Annotated in this window: 14 protein-coding genes; 8 read left to right on the top strand and 6 right to left on the bottom strand. The window is 59.8% G+C overall.

All coding sequences use genetic code 11. The features are described 5' to 3' along the window. Window positions 1-757: 757 nt before the first annotated feature. Both M017_RS0110545 and M017_RS0110540 read right to left on the bottom strand, forming a co-directional pair. Window positions 758-3,382: an ADOP family duplicated permease gene (locus tag M017_RS0110545; RefSeq protein WP_031497819.1), complete on the bottom strand. Its 2,625-nt coding sequence runs from the start codon at window positions 3,380-3,382 to the stop codon at window positions 758-760. An 11-nt stretch (window positions 3,383-3,393) separates the two neighbouring features. Beyond that, window positions 3,394-3,723 carry a PadR family transcriptional regulator gene (locus tag M017_RS0110540; RefSeq protein ID WP_031497818.1) on the bottom strand — a complete coding sequence of 110 codons (330 nt, stop codon included), beginning with the start codon at window positions 3,721-3,723 and terminating at the stop codon, window positions 3,394-3,396. A gap of 179 nt (window positions 3,724-3,902) precedes the next feature. Here M017_RS0110540 and M017_RS29260 point away from each other — a divergent pair, with 179 nt between their 5' ends. From M017_RS29260 to M017_RS0110515, 5 genes are all read left to right on the top strand, one after another. Then, complete coding sequence (locus tag M017_RS29260; protein ID WP_155121348.1) at window positions 3,903-4,046, top strand: hypothetical protein; 144 nt, start codon at window positions 3,903-3,905, stop codon at window positions 4,044-4,046. A gap of 253 nt (window positions 4,047-4,299) precedes the next feature. After that, entirely contained in the window at window positions 4,300-4,617 is a 318-nt protein-coding gene (locus M017_RS0110530) for a PadR family transcriptional regulator (protein WP_031497817.1), read from the top strand. A 32-nt stretch (window positions 4,618-4,649) separates the two neighbouring features. Continuing rightward, window positions 4,650-6,047: a TolC family protein gene (locus tag M017_RS0110525; RefSeq protein WP_051669837.1), complete on the top strand. Its 1,398-nt coding sequence runs from the start codon at window positions 4,650-4,652 to the stop codon at window positions 6,045-6,047. 6 nt (window positions 6,048-6,053) lie between these two features. Beyond that, a complete protein-coding gene (locus M017_RS0110520) occupies window positions 6,054-9,212 on the top strand; it encodes an efflux RND transporter permease subunit (RefSeq protein WP_031497815.1) in 3,159 nt (1,052 codons plus the stop codon). Further along, window positions 9,202-10,299: an efflux RND transporter periplasmic adaptor subunit gene (locus tag M017_RS0110515; RefSeq protein WP_051669835.1), complete on the top strand. Its 1,098-nt coding sequence runs from the start codon at window positions 9,202-9,204 to the stop codon at window positions 10,297-10,299. Before M017_RS0110520 ends, M017_RS0110515 begins: the two co-directional genes overlap by 11 nt. A 5-nt stretch (window positions 10,300-10,304) precedes the next feature. Here M017_RS0110515 and M017_RS0110510 read toward each other — a convergent pair whose 3' ends face one another. From M017_RS0110510 to M017_RS0110500, 3 genes are read right to left on the bottom strand one after another with little or no spacing between them, the layout of a single operon-like run. Beyond that, window positions 10,305-11,105, bottom strand: coding sequence for a LamG domain-containing protein (locus tag M017_RS0110510; RefSeq protein ID WP_051669834.1), 801 nt, complete (start codon window positions 11,103-11,105; stop codon window positions 10,305-10,307). Window positions 11,106-11,109: 4 nt separating this feature from the next. Continuing rightward, window positions 11,110-12,441: a sensor histidine kinase gene (locus tag M017_RS0110505; protein WP_155121347.1), complete on the bottom strand. Its 1,332-nt coding sequence runs from the start codon at window positions 12,439-12,441 to the stop codon at window positions 11,110-11,112. A 5-nt stretch (window positions 12,442-12,446) separates the two neighbouring features. Next, the gene (locus M017_RS0110500; protein WP_031497811.1) at window positions 12,447-13,121 is read right to left on the bottom strand and encodes a response regulator transcription factor; all 675 of its coding nucleotides are present in this window, start codon (window positions 13,119-13,121) and stop codon (window positions 12,447-12,449) included. Window positions 13,122-13,209: 88 nt separating this feature from the next. Between M017_RS0110500 and M017_RS0110495 the strand changes: the two genes are divergently transcribed. Genes M017_RS0110495 through M017_RS0110485 form a run of 3 tightly spaced genes read left to right on the top strand, consistent with a single transcriptional unit; the run spans window position 13,210 to window position 18,787 of the window. Beyond that, on the top strand, window positions 13,210-14,532 hold the full coding sequence (locus tag M017_RS0110495) for a TolC family protein (protein WP_051669829.1): 1,323 nt from the start codon (window positions 13,210-13,212) through the stop codon (window positions 14,530-14,532). Further along, a complete protein-coding gene (locus M017_RS0110490; protein WP_031497809.1) occupies window positions 14,529-15,707 on the top strand; it encodes an efflux RND transporter periplasmic adaptor subunit in 1,179 nt (392 codons plus the stop codon). The genes M017_RS0110495 and M017_RS0110490 overlap by 4 nt, the downstream gene beginning before the upstream one ends. Then, window positions 15,704-18,787, top strand: a complete 3,084-nt coding sequence (locus M017_RS0110485; protein ID WP_031497808.1) for an efflux RND transporter permease subunit — start codon at window positions 15,704-15,706, stop codon at window positions 18,785-18,787. Before M017_RS0110490 ends, M017_RS0110485 begins: the two co-directional genes overlap by 4 nt. Here the strand turns inward: M017_RS0110485 and M017_RS0110480 are convergent. After that, complete coding sequence (locus tag M017_RS0110480) at window positions 18,784-19,200, bottom strand: arsenate reductase ArsC (protein WP_031497807.1); 417 nt, start codon at window positions 19,198-19,200, stop codon at window positions 18,784-18,786. The genes M017_RS0110485 and M017_RS0110480 overlap by 4 nt on opposite strands. Window positions 19,201-19,203 lie beyond the last annotated feature (3 nt).

Here is a 19,203-nt window from a genome sequence, read left to right as displayed (position 1 = left end):
GAGAATATGCAGGCTAGCTCGTAGAATCTACTTCCTGTATTCACCGGGCCCGATGTCACCCAAACTGTCACCAACCTAAGGGCACGCCAGGGCAAGGGGTTCAACCACTTCGGGGTATGAAGGGGAACGCGGGGCAATTTCGAGTTTTGGCTCGTAGCCCAAAGATCGCATGTTCAAATTATGCCCCCGCGACCAACGTAATTACCTCTACTTTGGTTGCCATCTGCTCAAGCCAAACTCGGCACATTGCTTCCAGTACTCTCTCCTAGACCAATTCAATACGAAGCGCAAAAAATCGTCGACTGCGTCTCGTTGGTCAGCATCAAATCGACCGACTATCTCCGCCATCCTCCTCGTCCCACCCCTCATCCTCGCTGCCCGGGCAAAGAAAATACAACGTGAATTCCAGGACAATCGGATCGGCCTCCCGGCCTGTCTCTATAGATCGCAGGAGCCAAGCGGGAAGGAAGGTAGTCAAGGCGTCGGCTTCCAATAGCGGAAGACCGAGGGAGCCGTGGAATAATACCTCGGGTGAGAACTCGTCCCATCGCTTGCCTGCGAGTTCTCGACGCAAGTAAATTCCGTCGTCGCATTCGTCATGCGTTGAGACGAGTCCAGTAAAGGGCAACGGGGGAAAGACACTGATCAGTTTCCGCTGATATTCTACGATCTCCATCAACGTACCCATTTTCCGTAGGATACCCGCAACGTCCGGCAAGCCGCCGCTCATTGCAAATAAGTCGGAACCGGCGCACTCCTACTCCGCGCGGAGAATCTTCACCGGGTCCATGCGAGCAGCCCGAATGGCAGGGATCGCGGCCGCCAACAGAGCGGTTGCAATCAGAACGGCCGGACCACCCACATAGGTCATGACATCACTTTCTGCGATGCCAAAGAGCAGCGCGCGTAAGAAGCGGCTCAGCTCGAATGCAACCACGGCACCGAGAGCCGCCCCTGCCACACCCACGAGCAGCGCTTCACGCAACACGACAAAGGCGATCTCGCCAGCAGTAGCGCCCAACGCCATCCGGACACCCATCTCGCGCGTCCTTTGGGTGGCCCGTTGCGTCAACACGCCATGTACGCCCACAACCCCGAGCAGCAAACCCAACCCCGCAACAAAGGACAGGAGCCAGGCCGTCGATCTCCGATGCGACACCGACGCTTCGCGAACGGCGCCGATCGATACGAAACCAGAGACTACGACGTCCGGGAAGCGCTGCCGAATCGCACTTTGCAGAGCAGCAGTCGGGACTGATACAGCCTCAATCAGAAGCGGTACGGGGACGACACCAGAAGAGCGCGGCAAGGCCTGCTCAAAGGGAACATATTGCACTCCATCGATCCAGGATGGAAAGCCATCGAGCGAATACTGAGCGACGTCGCCAACAACACCCACCACCCTTCGTCCCACCTTGCCCGACACCGGACGGATGATCTTGCCAAGCGGCGACTCCTTCGGCCAGAACCTCCTGGCAGTAGCCTCACTGATGATGGCCACAGGAAGAGTAGCGGCCCGGTCCGCATCAGCAAACAGACGGCCCGCGCGAAGAGGGATGCCAAGAGCTCCAAAGTAACCCGGAGTTGCGGTGCTGTGCCATAGAACGAATGCGGGAGCCCCAGCTTCTTTGGGATGGTCTTCAATATCGACGGACATGGCAGAGATCTGTCTGGTCAACGGGATTCCGTTCGACCAGTTGACGCTCCGCACGCCCGGCACCGCAGCGAGTGTCGCACTCACATCTTGCAGAAAACTCCAACACCGTTCTGCCGTAGAACACCTACTCGGCCCGGCAGCAACCGAAGCAGTCAGGACTTGCGTTGTGTGGAGGCCCGAGTCTACATTGGCAAGCTGCCAAAGCGTCCTCCCCATGAGCCCAGCACCAATGAGCAATGCCGTAGCCATTGCCAGTTGCAGCCCGGCAAGCGCCAGTGAGATACGGGTCGAAGACCTGCCGGCACTGCTCCTGCCACCCGAAACAACTTGACCACCGAGTATCTTCGATCGCAGCATCGGAACAACACTCAGGATGGCGAAGGTCCCCAGCATCGTTGCGACGGCCCCAATGGCGGCATTGGGAACAATCCGAAGCTCGTGCAGTCTTGGAATGTCGCCCAGAAGCAGCGGCAGAAACCGGAGCAATCCCCAGGCCACCAACACCCCGGCCGCACCGCCGAAAGTAGCCAGAACCAAATTCTCCGTAATCACTTGCCGCAACAAGCGGCCACGCCCCGCACCCAGCGCTTCCCGCACTGCAAACTCGCGGCTGCGGAGAATCCATCGAGTCAACAGCAAGTTCGAAACGTTAGCGCAGGCAATCAGCAACAACAATAGCGAAGCACCCGCCAGCGCCAGCAGCTTGGGCCGCGCATCTTTCACAAGGAGCTGGCTGTGGAGCACAAGCGTGGAACTCACGCCCCATGCTTCTGGCATCCGCCACGGAAATAGCGGCCGAATGCGATTGAGGATGGGCCGCAACTCCGCCTGGGCGGACTGTAGCGTGGCATTCGGCTTCAAGCGTCCAATCGGCCAGAGATTCAGATTGCCCCACATCGAAGCAGGACTCGCGGGATCGATTCGAATGGGCGTCCATAGCTCTGTACCCGGCGTCGGAAAAGCAAACTGAGGAGGCATGACGCCCACGATTTCGTATGGCTCCTCGTTGAGCAGAATCTGCCTTCCAAGAAGGTTCCTGCTCGCGTCAAAACGCTCCCGCCACATCCGGTCGCTCAGAACCACAACCCGGTGTTGGCCTGCATTCTCCTCGCGCGCCTCAAACCAACGGCCCAAAGCGGGCTGCACACCTAGTACACGAGCCAGGTTCCACGTTGCATTGGCGCTTTGCACGCGAACAGCCTCGCCCCCGAGTTGGGCAGTCGTCTCAACCTTAGGCAGATAACCGGCATAGTCGGCCTGAACAGCCAGGTTCCGCAGAGCCGTGGTGGGTCCGACACCACCGATGCCGAGGTCGATCTCGACGATTCGGGCGGGATCAGGATAGGGAAGCGGCCGAAATAGAACGCCATATGCAGTCGAGAAGAAGATCAAGTTCGCACCAACGCCAAGAGCAAGGGTGAGGGTCGAGGCCAAGGTGAATCCTGGAGACCGCCAGAGCGTTCGCACCGCGATGTTCAAATCGCCGGCCAAGCAATCGAAAGACTGAGTGCCTCGCTGGTCGCGGCACTCCTCGGCAAGTAGAGAGCAGTTTCCAAAGCAACGCCGGGCAGCCAACTCGGCCTCGGCCGCAGACATCCCTCGGCTCTGGTACTCTGCCTTCTGTTCGGCAAGGTGGAAGTCCAACTCTTGCTGAAGTTCAGACTCTAGCTCCTGGCGCTGCACAAGCGATCGAACTCGAAGCTTCAGACGGTTGAGCCACCGCATGGCATTCCTCCTTACACGGGCTTCACGACTAAGCTAATGGCGGCGGACAGCCGTTCCCACTGCCCCAACTCCTGAGTGAGTTGCTTCTTCCCTGCCCGGGTGAGCGAATAGAACTTCGCCACTCTCCCTGAGGCCGTCTCGCGCGATTCCGATTCAATCCACCCTTGCTGTTCCAAGCGGTGCAACGCGGGATACAGCGAGCCCTGCTGCACAAGCAAGACATCGTTCGAGACTTGCTGGATCCGCTTGGCAATCGCCCATCCATGTACAGCTTCGAGCGATACCGTCTTCAGGATCAGCAGATCGAGAGTTCCTTGAATCAGGCTGGAAGGTTTTGCCACCCTATGATTATCTACAATCATTGTAGATTGTCAAGGGGTCCGAGCTTGGCGCGGGATCGACAACTCCGTTCCCTAACAGCTCATGGAAGTTATCAGAGAACAATCGCCGCGCGAAGTTCTATACGCTCACAGCGGCGGGCCGCAAACGTCTGGCAGCCACAACCCGATTCCTAAAGAGCATGCTCTACGGCGTTAGTCCGAACGATTTCGCCACATTCCTCACCGTCATCGCCGTGCTGTTTGGAGTGGGACTCCTTGCCGCCTATCTTCCCGCACGACGCGCAGCCCGGCTCGACCCAATCGCCGCACTCAGAACGGAGTAGAGAGCTGCAATCGCGCCCTGCGGGCGCCCCAGACAGCATCGTCCAACTTTGCACCTGCTCCTAGCGGTCGGCTGGAGTGAATTCATCTCTCGCTTTGCTATACTTTTCGATGTCGAATTTCGCTAGCGAAATACAGAAATGATGAATACCGCAGAAGATAAGGATCTCTACTCAGGGCTCATCCGCCTTCACATCCTGCACCATGCGGCCCAAGCCCCTCTCTGTCGAATTTCGCTAGCGAAATACAGAAATGATGAATACCGCAGAAGATAAGGATCTCTACTCAGGGCTCATCCGCCTTCACATCCTGCACCATGCGGCCCAAGCCCCTCTCTTTGGCCTCTGGATGGTCGAGGAGCTTCGGCATCATGGCTACAAAATGAGCACCGGCACTCTGTACCCCATCCTCCATGGCCTGGAACGCAAAGGATATCTCCGGTCCCAGGTGGAGCGCCAAGGAAAAACGTCCCGCCGGATGTACCGGGCAACAGCACTTGGAAAACGGGCGCTGAAGATGGCACTGGGTAAAGTCCGGGAACTCTTCGGAGAACTGATCAAGGATCAAAAATAAGTGAGACAGACCGAGCCTCTCCAATGAATCCAATGCCAATCACACGATTCTTCCAGGCGAGACTTCGATGGCTCTGTGCATTCTGGGTCTTTGCCGCCCATGCCCTCGCTCAGCCCACTCTGTCCTCGCGTCTCAATCTCCAACAGGCTGTAGACGCAGCACTGGAGCGATATCCTTCCGTGCGCGTCTCGGAAGAAGAGTTGCGTAGCGCCACGGCTGCGATTCAACTGGCCCGAACGGCATACCTTCCATCACTGGAAGCAGTTGCTGGGATCAATCGCGCAACAAGGAATAACGTACTTGGACTCCTGCTGCCCTCGCAGGTCCTTTCCCCGATATCCGGGCCAGTACTGGGCACCAATGGCCTGGGCAGCGCGTGGGGAAGCACCGTCGGGCTGCTCGCCACCTGGGAGCCATTCGACTTTGGGCTCCGCCAGGCGAATGTAGCAGTTGCCCAAGCGGGGCGGGCTCGAGCCGAGGCGATTGCCGGCCGCACGCGACTCGATATCGCGACGATCGTCGCCGATACCGTTCTCACGATCGTTGCCGCCGAGCAAACGATCATCGCCGCTCGTGCTGCTGCCGACCGCTCCGCGGAACTGGTGCGAATCATCGATGCTCTGGTTCGGACCGAACTACGTCCGGGAGCGGAACTGTCGCTCGCAGAAGCAGAACAGGCTTCCGCTCAGGCGCAGCTCATTCGCGCCCGTCAGGCTGAGGCAGAAGCCAAGGGAGTTCTGGGAGCGCTCCTCGGAATAGAGCCGAAGACGCTGAGCATCGATGCCGGAAAGCTCTTAACGATGGCAGGCCCTCTACCCCAGACTGGGGACTTATCGGAAAGCCCGCTTGCGCGTGAGCAAGATGCGGCAACGGCAGAGGTGCAAGCGCGGCTACGCGTACTGGATCGCAGTTATTATCCGCGATTCGCAATTCAAGGAACTTCCTACGCACGTGGCACCGGAGCGATTTCAGATGGCAGACTCCTCGGTGGAGTGAACGGATTGGGACCAAACATACAGAACTGGGGACTCGGGTTTACCGCAACCTTCAACGTCTTTGAGTACCAGGCTATTCGTGCCCGCCGGAGTGCGGAAAGCGCTCACCTCGACGCCGAAAGAGCCCGTTATAGCCAAGTGCTGGTCGATCTCCGAGCCCGGCAGAACAAGGCATCTGCAGCGTTCGAAGGCGCGCTCGAAGTGGCACAGACGACGCCCGTGGTCGTGGACGCAGCTCGTCATCTCACTGAACAGGCGAGAGCCCGGTACCAGTCCGGACTCGGCACCGCGCTTGAAGTTGCGGATGCGCACCGGCGGCTTGCGCAGGCAGAGATTGACGATAGCCTCGCTCGTCTGGGGACATGGCGCGCCAAGCTCGCGCTATTCGCAGCCACAGGAAACCTGAGCCCACTGTTAATTGAAGCGAGCCAGTAAACCACGATGAAACTTGTACTTGCAGCTCTCACTCGGCCGATCAGCCTGCTGACGGTGATTGTCGCCATCGCGCTCACCGCAGGCCTGGCGCTTCGCCGTATGCCGGTGGACATCTTTCCCCAGGTGGGGGAACCGGCGATCTATGTAGCCCAACCCTACGGGGGCATGGATCCATCCCAGATGGAAGGATTTCTGACTTACTACTACGAGTATCACTTCCTCTACATCACCGGAATCCAGCGCGTCGAGTCGAAAAGCATCCAAGGGGCGGCCCTCATGAAGCTGGTGTTCTATGCGGGCACCGACATGAATCAGGCAATGGCGCAAACCGTCGGCTATGTGAATCGCGCTCGTGCCTTCATGCCTCCGGGCGCCGTGCCACCCTTCATTACACGCTTCGACGCCGGGAGTGTTCCGGTAGGGCAACTCGTGTTTAGCAGCCCGGATCTTAGTGCCGGTGAGCTGCAAGATATTGCACTGAACCGCGTGCGGCCGTTATTCGCCACACTGCCCGGCGTTTCCGCACCGCCTCCTTTTGGAGGGAATCAACGAACCATCGTCGTGCGGCTTGACCCGGACAAGCTGCGCCAGTACAGCATCTCGCCAGAGGAAGCAATCAGCGCAGTAAACAAGGCGACGGTAGTCGTTCCCTCCGGCAACCTCCGCACAGGCGACTTGAATCGCTTTGCCGTGACCAACTCGGTTGTCGGCGGCAACTTAGCAGATCTCGCGAATGCACCCGTTCGCGTGGGCCAAGGCACCACCGTCTACATTCGAGACATCGCCGTGGTGGAGAACGGCACAGACATTCTCACCGCTTACGCACATGTGAACGGGAAGCGAACCGTTTATATTCCGGTCACCAAGAGAGCCGACGCGAGTACTCTTGCCGTTCTGGACGCAGTCAAGGCCGCGCTCCCCAGCTTTCGCGAAGCTGTTCCCGAGAATGTTACCGTGCGGCTTGAGTTCGATCAGTCCGGATACGTCACCAACGCCATCAAGGGGCTGAGTGTGGAAGCGGCGCTCGGCGCCGTGCTCACTGGCCTGATGGTGCTGCTCTTCCTGAGGGATTGGCGCAGTGCCTTCATTGTCATCACCACCATTCCGTTGGCTCTGTTGTCCGCGATCGTACTGCTTTGGGCTGCCGGCCAAAGCATCAACATGATGACCCTCGGCGGGCTTGCCTTAGCCGTGGGCATTCTTGTCGACGAGGCGACGGTTGAAGTAGAGAACATCCACACGCAAATGAGCCGAGGCCTGCCGCGCGCAGTGGCAGTGGTGGAAGCAGCCCGCCGGACTGCGCTGCCACGGCTGCTTGCGATGGTGTGCATTCTTGCCGTGTTTGTCCCCGCCGTCTTCATGGAGGGCGTCAGCCGCCAATTGTTCCTGCCACTCTCTCTTGCGGTCGGCTTTGCCATGATCTCGTCCTATGTTCTGTCCACCAGCCTGGTGCCTGTCCTCTCGGCCTGGTTGATGAGAGCTGGTCATCCTGAAGACGAGTCTCGCGGGCTCTTCGGCACGCTGCGGGAGTTCTACTCACGCTATCTAAAAGTCGCCCTTGCCTTCCGCTTCCCGATTGCCATCGGCTACCTGGTCACATCGATCGCCGCCCTTGTCATTCTCGTGCCAACACTCGGCACAGAGCTGTTTCCGCAAACAGATCCGCCTCAATTCCAGATGCGCTTGCGTGCGCCCACCGGAACCCGCATTGAGCGCACAGAACTCGTAGCCCTCAAAGCGCTGGATGTGGTGAGACAAGAGATTGGCGCGGAGAATATCGAGATCAGCACCGCCTTCATTGGCGTTCAGCCAGCCAGCTATCCGATCAATACAATCTTCCTTTGGACAAATGGTCCTCATGAAGCGGTGCTGACCGTAGCGCTCAAGCCGGAGGGGCGGCATGGCAGTGCCGCTCTCCGCGAACGGCTCCGGCAGAAGATTCGGGAAGCCCTGCCCGACGTCGCGATCTCCTTCGAGGCGGGCGACATTGTGAATCAGGTGCTCAGTGCAGGTTCGCCGACGCCTGTCGAGATCGCCATCCAAGGACCCAGTCTCGCGGACGATCGCGCACATATGGCAAAGATCCGGGAAGAGCTCACCAAGTTGCGCTTCCTGCGGGATCTTCAACTCTCCCAGCCGCAAGACTACCCCACTCTACAGATCGATATAGATCGGGATCGCGCCGGTCAGTACGGCTTAACCATGCAGGATGTGGCCCGGTCGCTCGTAGCGGCCACATCATCTTCACGCTTTACAGATCCAAACTATTGGCGCGATCCAAATTCCGGCAATGCGTTTCAGATCCAGGTCGAGATTCCGCAGAATCGCATGCAGTCCAACGAGGCATTGGGACAGTTGCAGATTTCCCCGAAAGGCGCGTCCCGGCCCTTTCTGTCGGAGGTGGCGCAGTTGAAGAACGGCACAGCTCCCGGCATGATGGAACGCTCCAACGGCCAGCGCATGCTGAGCCTCACTGCGAATCTCCATGGAGTCACGCTGGGCCAGGCGGCGCCAGAAATCCAGCGGGCAATTGAACGGGCAGGAAAGGCGCCGCGAGGCGTGAAGGTTCTGCTACGCGGACAAGTTCCAGCACTGCAGCAAACCATATCGGGATTGAAGACCGGATTGCTGCTGACCATCGTTGTCATCCTCCTCTTTTTGACTGCCAATTTCCAGTCACTCCGGCTGGCATTGGCGATTGTCCTCACCGTCCCCGCGGTGCTCTGCGGTGTTGTGTTGATGCTCTTGCTGACCGGCACCACCCTCAATATTCAGTCGTTTCTCGGCGCCATCATGGCAATCGGGATTGCTGTTGCAAACTCGATTCTGCTGATCAGTTTTTCAGAGGCAGCCCGCAAGGAACTCAAGCTTCCCGTCGTTGAGGCAGCGCGGCAAGGCGCCGTTGGGAGACTGCGAGCGGTGCTCATGACAGCCTCTGCCATGGTGATGGGTATGCTTCCGATGGCGCTTGGCCTTGGGGAGAGCGGCGAGCAATCGGCTCCGCTCGGCCGGGCGGTGATCGGCGGCCTGATCCTAGCCACCATCACTACTCTGACGATTGTGCCCGCCCTCTATGCTGTCCTCCAGAGCCGTGCCACTACGCAGTCTCCCTCATTGAATCCCGCTGACCCGGAGAGCTCTCACTATGTTCCGAATGCAATCTAGATTCACATTTCTTCTGATACTCAGCCTCGGCTCGCAGTTGCTATTGGCACAAGCTGTTGACGTTGTCACGGTGCGCTCAGAAAAGGTGCGGCGGACCATCCTGTTGCCTGGTGAGATCCTTCCTTTTCAAAGTGTCGCCCTGCACGCACGCGCCAGCGGTTTTGTCGATCGCATGCTGGTGGATCGGGGATCCGTTGTAAAAGAAGGCCAAACACTGGCCTTACTCATTGCCCCGGAACTGGGCGCAGAAACGTCACAAGCCGAATCGCAGGTGCACATCACAGAATCTCTTCGAGCGGAAGCAAAGGCGCGCCTCGCTGGCGTGCAAGCCACCTATGAACGGCTGAAGGCCGCTTCCGCCACGGTGGGAGCAATTGCGGGGAATGAACTGGTGCAAGCAGAGAAAGCAGTAGAGGCAGCACTCGCTGCGCTCCGCGCTGCCGACAACTCAGTGCGTTCGGCGGAAGCAGCGCAGCGGGCAACAAAACAGTCCGAGGGATACCTCAAGGTTGTCGCACCCTTCTCCGGTACGATCACCCGGCGCTATGTGCATCCCGGCGCTCTTGTCGGACCTGGAAATGGATCCGCAGGCCCGCTGCTCGATCTCGAACAGATTTCCAGATTACGTCTGGTTGTGGCCGTGCCAGAAGCCGAGACAGCAGGAGTGAAAGCGGGAACGCCGGTGGAGTTTCGAGTACCGGCCTATCCTGGCCGCAGCTTCGCAGGGAAAATCGCACGGATCGATCGATCGCTCGATCCCAACACCAGAAGCATGCCCGTGGAGTTGGACGTCTCCAATCCCAATCAGGAGCTCTCCCCTGGCATGTACCCGGCAGTGACCTGGCCGGTGGGTGGCGTTGGCGAGTCGCTGCTGCTTCCCCCAAGTGCCATTGTGACAACCACCGAGCGCAGCTTTGTCATCCGCTTGCAGGATGGCCGGGCGGAGTGGGTGAATGTCAAAAAAGGTCCGCCCGCTGGAGAACTAGTGCAAGTGATGGGTGCGCTCAAGGCTGGGGATCTGATTGTACGCCGTGGTTCTGACGAAATTCGAGAAGGAACAGCGCTGCAGCCGAAGTATGCGAAGTGAAGCGCTCACCACTTTCCAGAAGAGAGATCCCGTACTTCCTTCGCCGTCAAAGGCCGATTGAAGACAGCCACATCGTCCATGAGCCCGATGTAGTTGACGCCCAGCCGGATGGTCGCCTTGTCCATGTCCCATCCGAAGATCTCTTCAATCGGCGGCATCGTGCCCTGCAGTTGGCCGTTCAGATAAAGACTCGCCGCGCCCCTGCCACTGCCCAGCCCCTGATAGGTGATGGCAATGTGCGTCCAACGATCGCGAGAGAAAGGCGGCTGCTTCACACTCACCAGGCGGGTATTGAAACTGGGATTTCTGTCGGGCTGGGGATTGGTCCCGTTCCAGGCTTTCAGCGCGCCGAAGACACCCAGCCGGAGTTGGCGTGGATTGTCCTTGGTGAAGTCCACCCAGATGGCGGAGTCGTTGTAAGCCCGATCGGTGATCTGAAGCGGGTCGCAGTAGTCTGGCGCGAGATCCTGATTCGGGTCTAATTTCAACCAGAAGCTGACTGTTCCCGCAGTACTCGAAACATTCTTCCCTGCCTTGAAGAAAACAGCGCGGGTATTCTTCTTCGGAAAACGCAGCGCATCGCCCTTGCGCCCCTCGCCTTTGGCATATTCGACGCCCGAGCCTTCGAGTCCAGCCAGAGCCGGCTGCAGATCCTGATACGACGGGGCATTGTAGAGCTTCGGGTCGCCCTTCGCGATCGACGCATCGAGAGACGCATCAAAGGTCGCGCGAAACAGAACCGCTTTCTTCCAATCAGCAGACCAGACAGAAGTAGCAATCAGAAGACAAGCAAGACAACGAAGCATAGGGCTAATATACAGCAGGAGCAAGGGAGGCCGGATCGCGAGGCAAGAGCAACGAGAAGCAACTTCCTTGGCCCAGCACACTCGATACTTCAATCCGGCCCGCATGAGACCGCGCGATCTGCTGCGCGATCGCCAGGCCCAAGCCATAGCCGCCACTGGCGCGGTCCCGCGACGGATCGACGCGATAGAAGCGATCGAAAATGCGCGGCAGCGCATTCTCCGGAATGCCGCACCCCGTATCGATTACAGCAACGCTCCAGTACGCGCCAGCTTCCTGCAATCGCAGCCTTACCGTGCCACCGGGCCCGGTATACTTCAGCGCATTCTCTAACAGGGCCGCAACCAAGTGGCGCAGCGCATCCGCGTCTCCATAGAGATCGGCGGAGGCTTGCGGCACATCGATGTGGAACGCAATCTTCTGATCGGTAAACAACGGCTCAAGCTCTGTTGCAAGTCCTCGCAGCAGCGCGGCCAGATTCACCGGAGCAATACTATCAGGCGCATCTTCACTGCGCGCCACTGCAAGCAGGCTTTCCGTCAGAAGATTCAGACGTTCCGCAATCCGCAGTACAGACTCAAGCGTCTGCCGGTACTCTTCCAGCTCGCGGCGCTTGCGTAGCGACAGTTCCACTGTTGCCCGCAAGGCGCTCAGTGGCGTGCGCAGCTCATGAGCCGCATCCTCGGTAAAGCGGCGCATCCGGGAGAAAGATTCCTCCAGTCGCCCCAGCATTTCGTTCCAGGCCTCAGCCAGCCGGCTGAGTTCATCGCGCGGCCTGGGCACCACAAGCCGCCCACTCAGATTGCCGGCGCCGATCGAACGCGCAGAACTCGTCATCGCATCCACCGGCCGTAGCGATCCCCGGCTGATCCAGTAACCCGTCAGTCCAATCAGCACCAACAGCAACGGTGACGACCAGGCGAGCAGCGTCGTCACTTCCTGCACCGATTCCTCAATCGGCACCGTGGACGCGGCCGCCCGCGTCTGTAAGGACCGGCCGTACAAACGGAAGGATCGCTCCCGCACCAGCGCAGGCGCAGGAACGGGGTCGCCATGCAGCAGCAGTTGGCCGTCTTCATTGCGGACTTCAATCAGATGACCTTCGGGCTGTGTCGAGGCATACTCCGCCAATTCGAGAGGAATGCGATCTGCCGTCGCCGCTGTGGTTTCGCGCACAAGAAAATTCTCGACACCCCGCAATCGATGATCGAGCGACTCCGCAAGATGCGCCGTCAGCCGCTGTCTCAAGAGCGTGATCACCGCAACTCCCGATAGCACTAGCGCGAAAAATAGCAGGCCTCCGAAGATCAGAGTCAGCCGGATGCGAATGGGAAACATGGCGATCAATGCTCCACGCGGATTGAGTAGCCCACGCCGCGGCTGGTGTGGATGAGTTTCGATTCGCCCGGCGGATCGACTTTGCGGCGAAGCAGATGCACGAAGGTGTCGAGCGTCGCATTCTCAATCTCAGCGTCATAACCCCAGACCGCCTCAATGAGTTGGTCGCGGGAGACAATGCGGCCACTGTTCCGCAGCAGCATCTCCAGAATTCCATACTCCGTGCGCGTCAGCTCAATCGCCCGATTGCCGCGACTCACTTCGCGCGAAGCCGTGTTCAACGTCAGATCGGCGATGCGCAAGACCAGTTTCTGGGGCGAGCCACCGCGACGGGCCACCGCGCGCAACCTCGCCAGCAGAACCTCAAGCGCAAAGGGCTTGGTCAGATAATCGTCGGCCCCGGAGTTCAACCCATGAACGATGTCGCGAATGGTGTCGCGCGCGGTCAACATCAGAACCGGCGTGTGGCAACCCTGCTCGCGCAGGCGGTGGACAACGCCAAAGCCATCCAACCCCGGCAGCATGACATCAAGCAAAATGACATCGAAGTCATTCGTCTTGGCAAGCTCAAAGCCGGTCACTCCATCTTTTGCAAGAACCACCGAATCGCCTTCTTCGCGCAGCGCCTGCTCGAGAACCGGCCCCATATCCACATCGTCTTCCACCACGAGAACCCGCATCCTGCCTCATTCTTTCCTGTGAATCTTCAGATTTGCTTCAGATGCCTTGAAGGTTATTTTTAGATTGCTGTGATGTCCTTAGGCTACGATGCCATGGCGTCCTCTTCATTTCGCAATCTTCCTGGTTAGCGCTGGACTTGTCGGTTGCGCAAGCCGTCTTGCACCAGCGACAGCAACCGCGACGCAGGCCGGCATTCAGTCCCGCACGCAACTGCCGCTCCCTCCTGAGAACAAAGGCGGCGATGCGATTCAGTTTCCTCCTGGAATCCAGGCCGAGCAGCCACTCTCCTCCGATGACGCGGCGGCAATCGCATTGTGGAACCAACCGCAGTTGCGAGCCGATCTTGCCAGCCTGGGCATTGCCCGTGGCGATCTGATCGATGCCGGACTGCTGCGCAACCCCAGGCTCGACATGCTGCTGCCTGTGGGCCCCAAGCCTTTTGAGCTGATTCTCAATCTGCCGATCGAAGTGCTCTGGCAGCGGAAGCGCCGCGTGGCGGCCTCCCAGAAGGCTTATGACCAGTTGGCCCAAAGCCTGATTCAGAACGGACTCAACACCGTCCGCGATGCACGCCTCGCGCATGCGGACCTTGCGCTGGCCATTGCACGAGAGAAGGCTGGTCAGCAATCCGTCACCTTACGCGAGCGGATTGCAAGCCTGACCGAGGCGCGATTGAAGGCTGGCGACATTAGCGACCTGGAGGCGATGGCCGCCCGCAGCGATGCGGCCTCTGTGCGCGAGCAATTGCTGCGGCTGCAACACGATGTCGCACTGGCCACCGAGCGGCTGCGGATGGCGCTGGGCCTTGCACTGCACAGGAGCGCTATCACGATCACCATAGCGCCCATCGACGAGGCTCCGCCGCCACAGGCCAGCGAACTGGTGGGCAAGGCCTTAGAGGCCAGGCCAGACCTGCGCGCAGCGGAGATTGCGATTGCGGCCGCAGCCGAGAGAGCCCGTTGGCAACGCTCGCAGCTTGGTTTGGTCGCGGCGCAGCTCAGCTCAAAGGGCGTTGGCACGAACGGAATTCTCACCGGCCCCGGACTCAGCGCAGAGCTGCCCATCTTCCATCAGAACCAAGGTCTGCGTGCCCGCGCCGATGCGGAAGTCGCAGTCGCCTCACGCCAGTATCTGGCGATCAAGCAACGCGTGGCGTTCGAAGTCTATGAGTCGCGCGAGCTGCTCGTACAGGCCCAAGACGCACTCCATCGCCTGCGCCAGGAAGTTCTACCGCCTCTGCAAAAGACCGTCGCATTGGCCGAAGAGCAATACCAAAAAGGCGATGTCGCCTATCTCTTCGTACTCGAACAATCGCGCGGCCTGATCGATGCAGAACTACGACTCGCCGATGCCGAAGTAGCCCTCAGGCGGGCCCAAGCCCTCCTCGACCGGAATGTAGGAACCAAATGAGCACTCTCCATCACTTACTCGTTTTTAGTCTGCTGGCCCTTGCCGCTTGCAACTCTGCACCGGCGCCCGAGAAGAAGGCAGCGGTAGTACCAGCCAAGGTGGACAACCGCGTGGCGGAGAGCCATCTGACCCAGATCACGCTGTCACCAGAAGCCGAAAGCCGTCTGGGCATCACAGTCGCCGAAGTCGCGGAACGCAGCGCCTCCAGGCACCTGACCATCGCCGGAGAAGTGATGCCCATCCCTGGCAAGACACTGCTCGTAACGGCGCCCGCCTCAGGCGCAGTTACACTTGTGCGCAAGGGCCTGATGGTGGGCCAGTTTGTCAAAAGCGGGGAAGTGCTCTTTCGTCTGACGCCGATGCTCGCCCCCCAACGCGACCTCAAAACAACTTATGAATCCGATCTGCAATCTGCCAAGGCCAGGCTGGACACCGCCACCCAGCAACTAGAGCGGGCCCGGCAGTTGCTCAGCGATCTGGCTGGCAGCAAACGCAATGTGGAGATTGCCGATCAGGAGTTTGGACAGGCCAAGGCCAACTTCGACGCAGCAGCCCTCCGCCTGAAGCGGCTCGAAAGCCATCCGCTCGAGGCCGACGTCGAGATGAGCGTCGTTGCGCCTTCCGATGGAGTGTTACGCCAGTTGCTTGCCGCCGAGGGCCAAAACGTCGCTGCTGGAACCGTCCTCTTTGAAGTGGCGGACTTCCGCAATGTGTGGCTGCGAGTTCCCGTCTACGCCGCAGACCTGAAGGATCTCGCGCGCGCCAACCTCGTTGAGATCCGGGAAATGGACGGCGCCGGAACCATACGCAAGGCGCGTCTCGCATCGGCGCCTCCCAGTGCCGACCCGCTAGCCGTAACGGCCGATCTCTACTTTGAGCTTCCCAACTCCGATCTGATGCTGCGCCCCGGGCACAGGCTTTCTGTCTCCTTGCCCCTGCAATCGCAAACTCGAAAGGGCCTGGCCGCCCCGGCCTCGTCCCTCATCTATGACAGCTATGGCGGCACCTGGGTGTACGTGCAAGCAGGCCCGCAACTCTATCGCCGCCAGCGTGTGGATCTGATTGAGACCGCCGGGAGCACAGTCTACTTTGCAAGGGGCGTGAGCGCCGGGATGAGGGTGGTGACGGCAGGGGCTGCCGAATTGTTTGGAACAGAATTTGGAGCAGGACATTGAGAACCCTCGTTGCAACCGCGCTTCGCCTGCGTTGGGTGGTGGTGGCATTGTCCATCCTGCTACTCCTCGTTGGCTGGCAGGTGATCCAGAAAGCGCCGCTCGATGTTTTCCCTGAGTTCTCGCCCATCCTCGTGGAGGTGCAGACAGAGGCGCCCGGGCTCTCCACCACCGAAGTCGAGTCGCTCATCACCACTCCGATTGAGAACGCGCTCAACGGGGTGAAGGGGATGAAGACGATGCGCTCGAAGTCCGTGCTCGGCCTGTCCTCAGTGGTGCTGATCTTCGGGCCCGACACTGAACTGATGGCAGACCGGCAACTCGTGCAAGAGCGCTTGCTCACCTTGAGCGGTCAACTCCCGATCCTCGCCAAGACTCCCGTCATCCTCTCCCCGCTCTCCTCCACCAGCCGTGTGATGAAGATCGGCGTATGGTCCGGCAAACTCTCCCAAACTGAAATGACCACGCTCATCCGGTGGACCGTGCGCCCCCGGCTGATGTCCGTGCCTGGCGTCGCCAACGTCGCCATCTGGGGCCAGCGGGACCGGCAAGTCCAGGTGCTGGTCGACCCAGACCGTTTGCGCGATTACAAGCTCAGTCTCGCCGAAATCATTCGCGTCACCCAGGACGCCACCATGCCCGCAGCCGGTGGCTTTGTCGAGACGGCAAACCAGCGGCTCTCTGTCACCCACATGCCCGCCGTGCACTCGGCCGAGGACCTCAAGGAAGTGCCTGTTGCCTTCCGCAATGGAGCGCCCCTGCTGCTCGGCCGCGTGGCAAATGTCACCGAAGGGCACCAGGCCCCAATTGGCGATGCAGTGATCAACGACCAGCCAGGTCTGCTCCTCATCGTCGAAAAGCAACTGGGAGCGAACACGCTCGAGGTCACCCGCAATGTCGAGAAGGCGGTCGCGCAACTGGGCCCCGGCCTGCAAGGCGTGCAACTCGACACCAGCATCTTCCGCCCCGCCACCTTCATCGAGATGTCGCTTGAGAACCTGAAGCAGGCGCTGATCTGGGGCTGCATTCTGGTAGCTGCCATTCTGATTCTGTTCCTGTTTGAATGGCGCACGGCGGCCATCAGCCTCACCGCCATTCCGCTCTCGCTTATCACAGCGGCGCTGGTCCTCCATTGGCGTGGCGCCACCCTGAATACGATGGTGATTGCCGGGCTGGCCATCGCATTGGGCGAAGTAGTGGACGATGCAATCATCGATGTCGAAAACGTCCTGCGCCGCTTGCGCATGAATCACGATTCCGGCAATCCACAACCTGCATGGAAAGTGGTCCTGGAGGCGTCGCTTGAGGTGCGCAGCGCGGTGGTCTACGCCACCATCATTGTCGTACTCGTCTTCCTGCCCGTCTTCTTCCTCGACGGCCTGGCCGGCACTTTCTTCCGGCCGCTCGCTTTATCCTACATCCTCGCCGTCCTTGCTTCGCTGGCCATTGCCCTCACCGTCACACCGGCGCTTTGCCTGCTCCTGCTGCCAAAGTTTGGACAGACGACCGGAGGCCACAAGGAGACCGCGCTCGTGCGAGGAATCAAGAGCGTCTATCGCCGACTGCTGCCGCCGCTTCTCGCACGCCCCAAGACGATCATCGTTAGCCTTGTCTGTATTTTCCTGACGACAGGCTTTGCCGTCACTCGATTGGGAGAGGAGTTTCTGCCGCATTTTCAGGAGTACGACTTCCTGATGCACTGGGTGGAGAAGCCGGGCACTTCACTGTCCGCCATGCAGCGCATCACGGCCCGGGTCAGCCGCGAGTTGCGTGCCATTCCCGGAGTGCGCAATTTCGGCTCGCACATTGGACGGGCTGAGGTGGCCGATGAAGTAGTGGGGCCAAACTTCACGGAACTCTGGATCAGTCTCGACCCCAAGGTGCCCTACGCGCCGACGGTGGCCAAGATCCAGGAAGTGGTCGACGGCTATCCCGGGCTCTACCGCGATCTATTGACTTACCTGAAGGAGCGAATCAAGGAGGTGCTGTCCGGAGGCAGCGGCGCCATCGTCGTCCGTCTCTACGGACCCAATCTTGAAGTCCTCCGGCAGAAGGCGGCAGAGGTCAGCGGAACCATTGCAAAGATCGACGGCATCGCGAATCTGATTGTCGAGCCGCAAGTGGATGTGCCGCAGATTGAGATCCGCGTGCGTCCCGAAGCGGCGCAGCGCTTCGGGCTCACCGCCGGCGATGTCCGCCGCGCGGCCATGACCTTGATCCGTGGCACAAAGGTCGGCGAGATCTATGAAGACCAGCGCATCTTCGATGTCTCCGTCTGGACGGAGGAAGCCACGCGCAACGATATCGCTAGCCTGGGGAAACTGTGGATCGATGCGCCCTTGGGCGCGAAGATTCCGCTCGAGGATGTCGCAGAACTGCGCATCGCCCCCACACCGAATCTGATCCAGCATGAGAATGCAAGCCGCAAGATCGACGTCTCCTGCAATGTGAAGGGACGCGATCTCGGCAGTGTCGCAAGAGAGATCGAACAACGCGTCCACGCGCTGCCTTTTGAGCCGGGCTACCATCCCGAACTGCTCGGCGAATATGCGGCGCGCCAAGCCGGCCAGCAACGGCTCTTCGCACTCTCCGGCCTGTCGCTGCTGGGCATTTTGATTGTGCTTTATACGGACTTCCGGTCGCCGCGCCTGGCCGGGCTGGTCTTCGTCAGCCTGCCCTTTGCGCTGGTGGGCGGTGTTGCCTGCGTCCTCGCAACGGGCGGTGTGCTATCGCTCGGATCACTGGTAGGATTCGTCACCGTGCTGGGAATCGCCGCGCGCAACGGCGTCATGATGGTGAGCCACTACCGCCATCTCCAGGAGCAGGAAGGCGAATCCTTCGGGCCGCATATGATCCTGCGTGGCGCCGAGGAGCGGCTGGTGCCCATTCTGATGACGGCTGCGGCAACGGCGCTGGCATTGCTTCCGATCGTGCTTGGTGGCAACAAGCCCGGTCATGAGATCGAACACCCCATGGCGGTTGTGATTCTGGGGGGCCTCGCCACCTCGACACTGCTCAATCTCTTTGTGCTTCCAGTGTTAAGCCTGCGCTTTGGCCACTTCCAGCAGGAGCCGAATGCCTAACCTTCGCCTAAGTACAGCAGGATCTTCCGGCGAATCTGATCGCGCACCTTGCGGAATGCGGCCATTCGTTCTTCTTCCGACCCTTCGACAGCAGTCGGGTCCTCAAAGGGCCAATGGAGCCGCTGCGTGGCGACGGGAAAGACAGGACAGGACTCTTCCGCGTTGTCGCAAACCGTGATCACGAGATCGAGCGCTGTTCCGGCAAATTGATCGACAGACTTCGAGCGATGGCCGGAAATGTCGATCCCGATCTCGCGCAGGACGGCAATCGCCTCAGGGCGAACAATGCTGGGCTTGGTGCCGGCGGAATGGACTTCCAATCGGCCCTTCGCCTCCTGCCGGAGAATGCCTTCTGCCATCTGGCTTCTGGCGGAGTTCCCGGTACAAAGAATGAGTATGCTCTTGGGGGACATCGA

Source organism: Bryobacter aggregatus MPL3, from assembly GCF_000702445.1.
GTDB lineage: Bacteria > Acidobacteriota > Terriglobia > Bryobacterales > Bryobacteraceae > Bryobacter > Bryobacter aggregatus.
This window is presented reverse-complemented; position numbering and strand designations above follow the sequence as displayed.

What these genes read in the sequence shown, in the direction of transcription:
- M017_RS0110545 (WP_031497819.1), bottom strand. Translation starts at nt 3,382, where the DNA reads ATGCGGTGGCTCAACCGTCTGAAGCTTCGAGTTCGATCGCTTGTGCAG.
- M017_RS29260 (WP_155121348.1), top strand. Translation starts at nt 3,903, where the DNA reads ATGCTCTACGGCGTTAGTCCGAACGATTTCGCCACATTCCTCACCGTC.
- M017_RS0110530 (WP_031497817.1), top strand. Translation starts at nt 4,300, where the DNA reads ATGAATACCGCAGAAGATAAGGATCTCTACTCAGGGCTCATCCGCCTT.
- M017_RS0110525 (WP_051669837.1), top strand. Translation starts at nt 4,650, where the DNA reads ATGCCAATCACACGATTCTTCCAGGCGAGACTTCGATGGCTCTGTGCA.
- M017_RS0110520 (WP_031497815.1), top strand. Translation starts at nt 6,054, where the DNA reads ATGAAACTTGTACTTGCAGCTCTCACTCGGCCGATCAGCCTGCTGACG.
- M017_RS0110515 (WP_051669835.1), top strand. Translation starts at nt 9,202, where the DNA reads ATGCAATCTAGATTCACATTTCTTCTGATACTCAGCCTCGGCTCGCAG.
- M017_RS0110510 (WP_051669834.1), bottom strand. Translation starts at nt 11,105, where the DNA reads ATGCTTCGTTGTCTTGCTTGTCTTCTGATTGCTACTTCTGTCTGGTCT.
- M017_RS0110505 (WP_155121347.1), bottom strand. Translation starts at nt 12,441, where the DNA reads ATGTTTCCCATTCGCATCCGGCTGACTCTGATCTTCGGAGGCCTGCTA.
- M017_RS0110500 (WP_031497811.1), bottom strand. Translation starts at nt 13,121, where the DNA reads ATGCGGGTTCTCGTGGTGGAAGACGATGTGGATATGGGGCCGGTTCTC.
- M017_RS0110495 (WP_051669829.1), top strand. Translation starts at nt 13,210, where the DNA reads ATGCCATGGCGTCCTCTTCATTTCGCAATCTTCCTGGTTAGCGCTGGA.
- M017_RS0110490 (WP_031497809.1), top strand. Translation starts at nt 14,529, where the DNA reads ATGAGCACTCTCCATCACTTACTCGTTTTTAGTCTGCTGGCCCTTGCC.
- M017_RS0110480 (WP_031497807.1), bottom strand. Translation starts at nt 19,200, where the DNA reads ATGTCCCCCAAGAGCATACTCATTCTTTGTACCGGGAACTCCGCCAGA.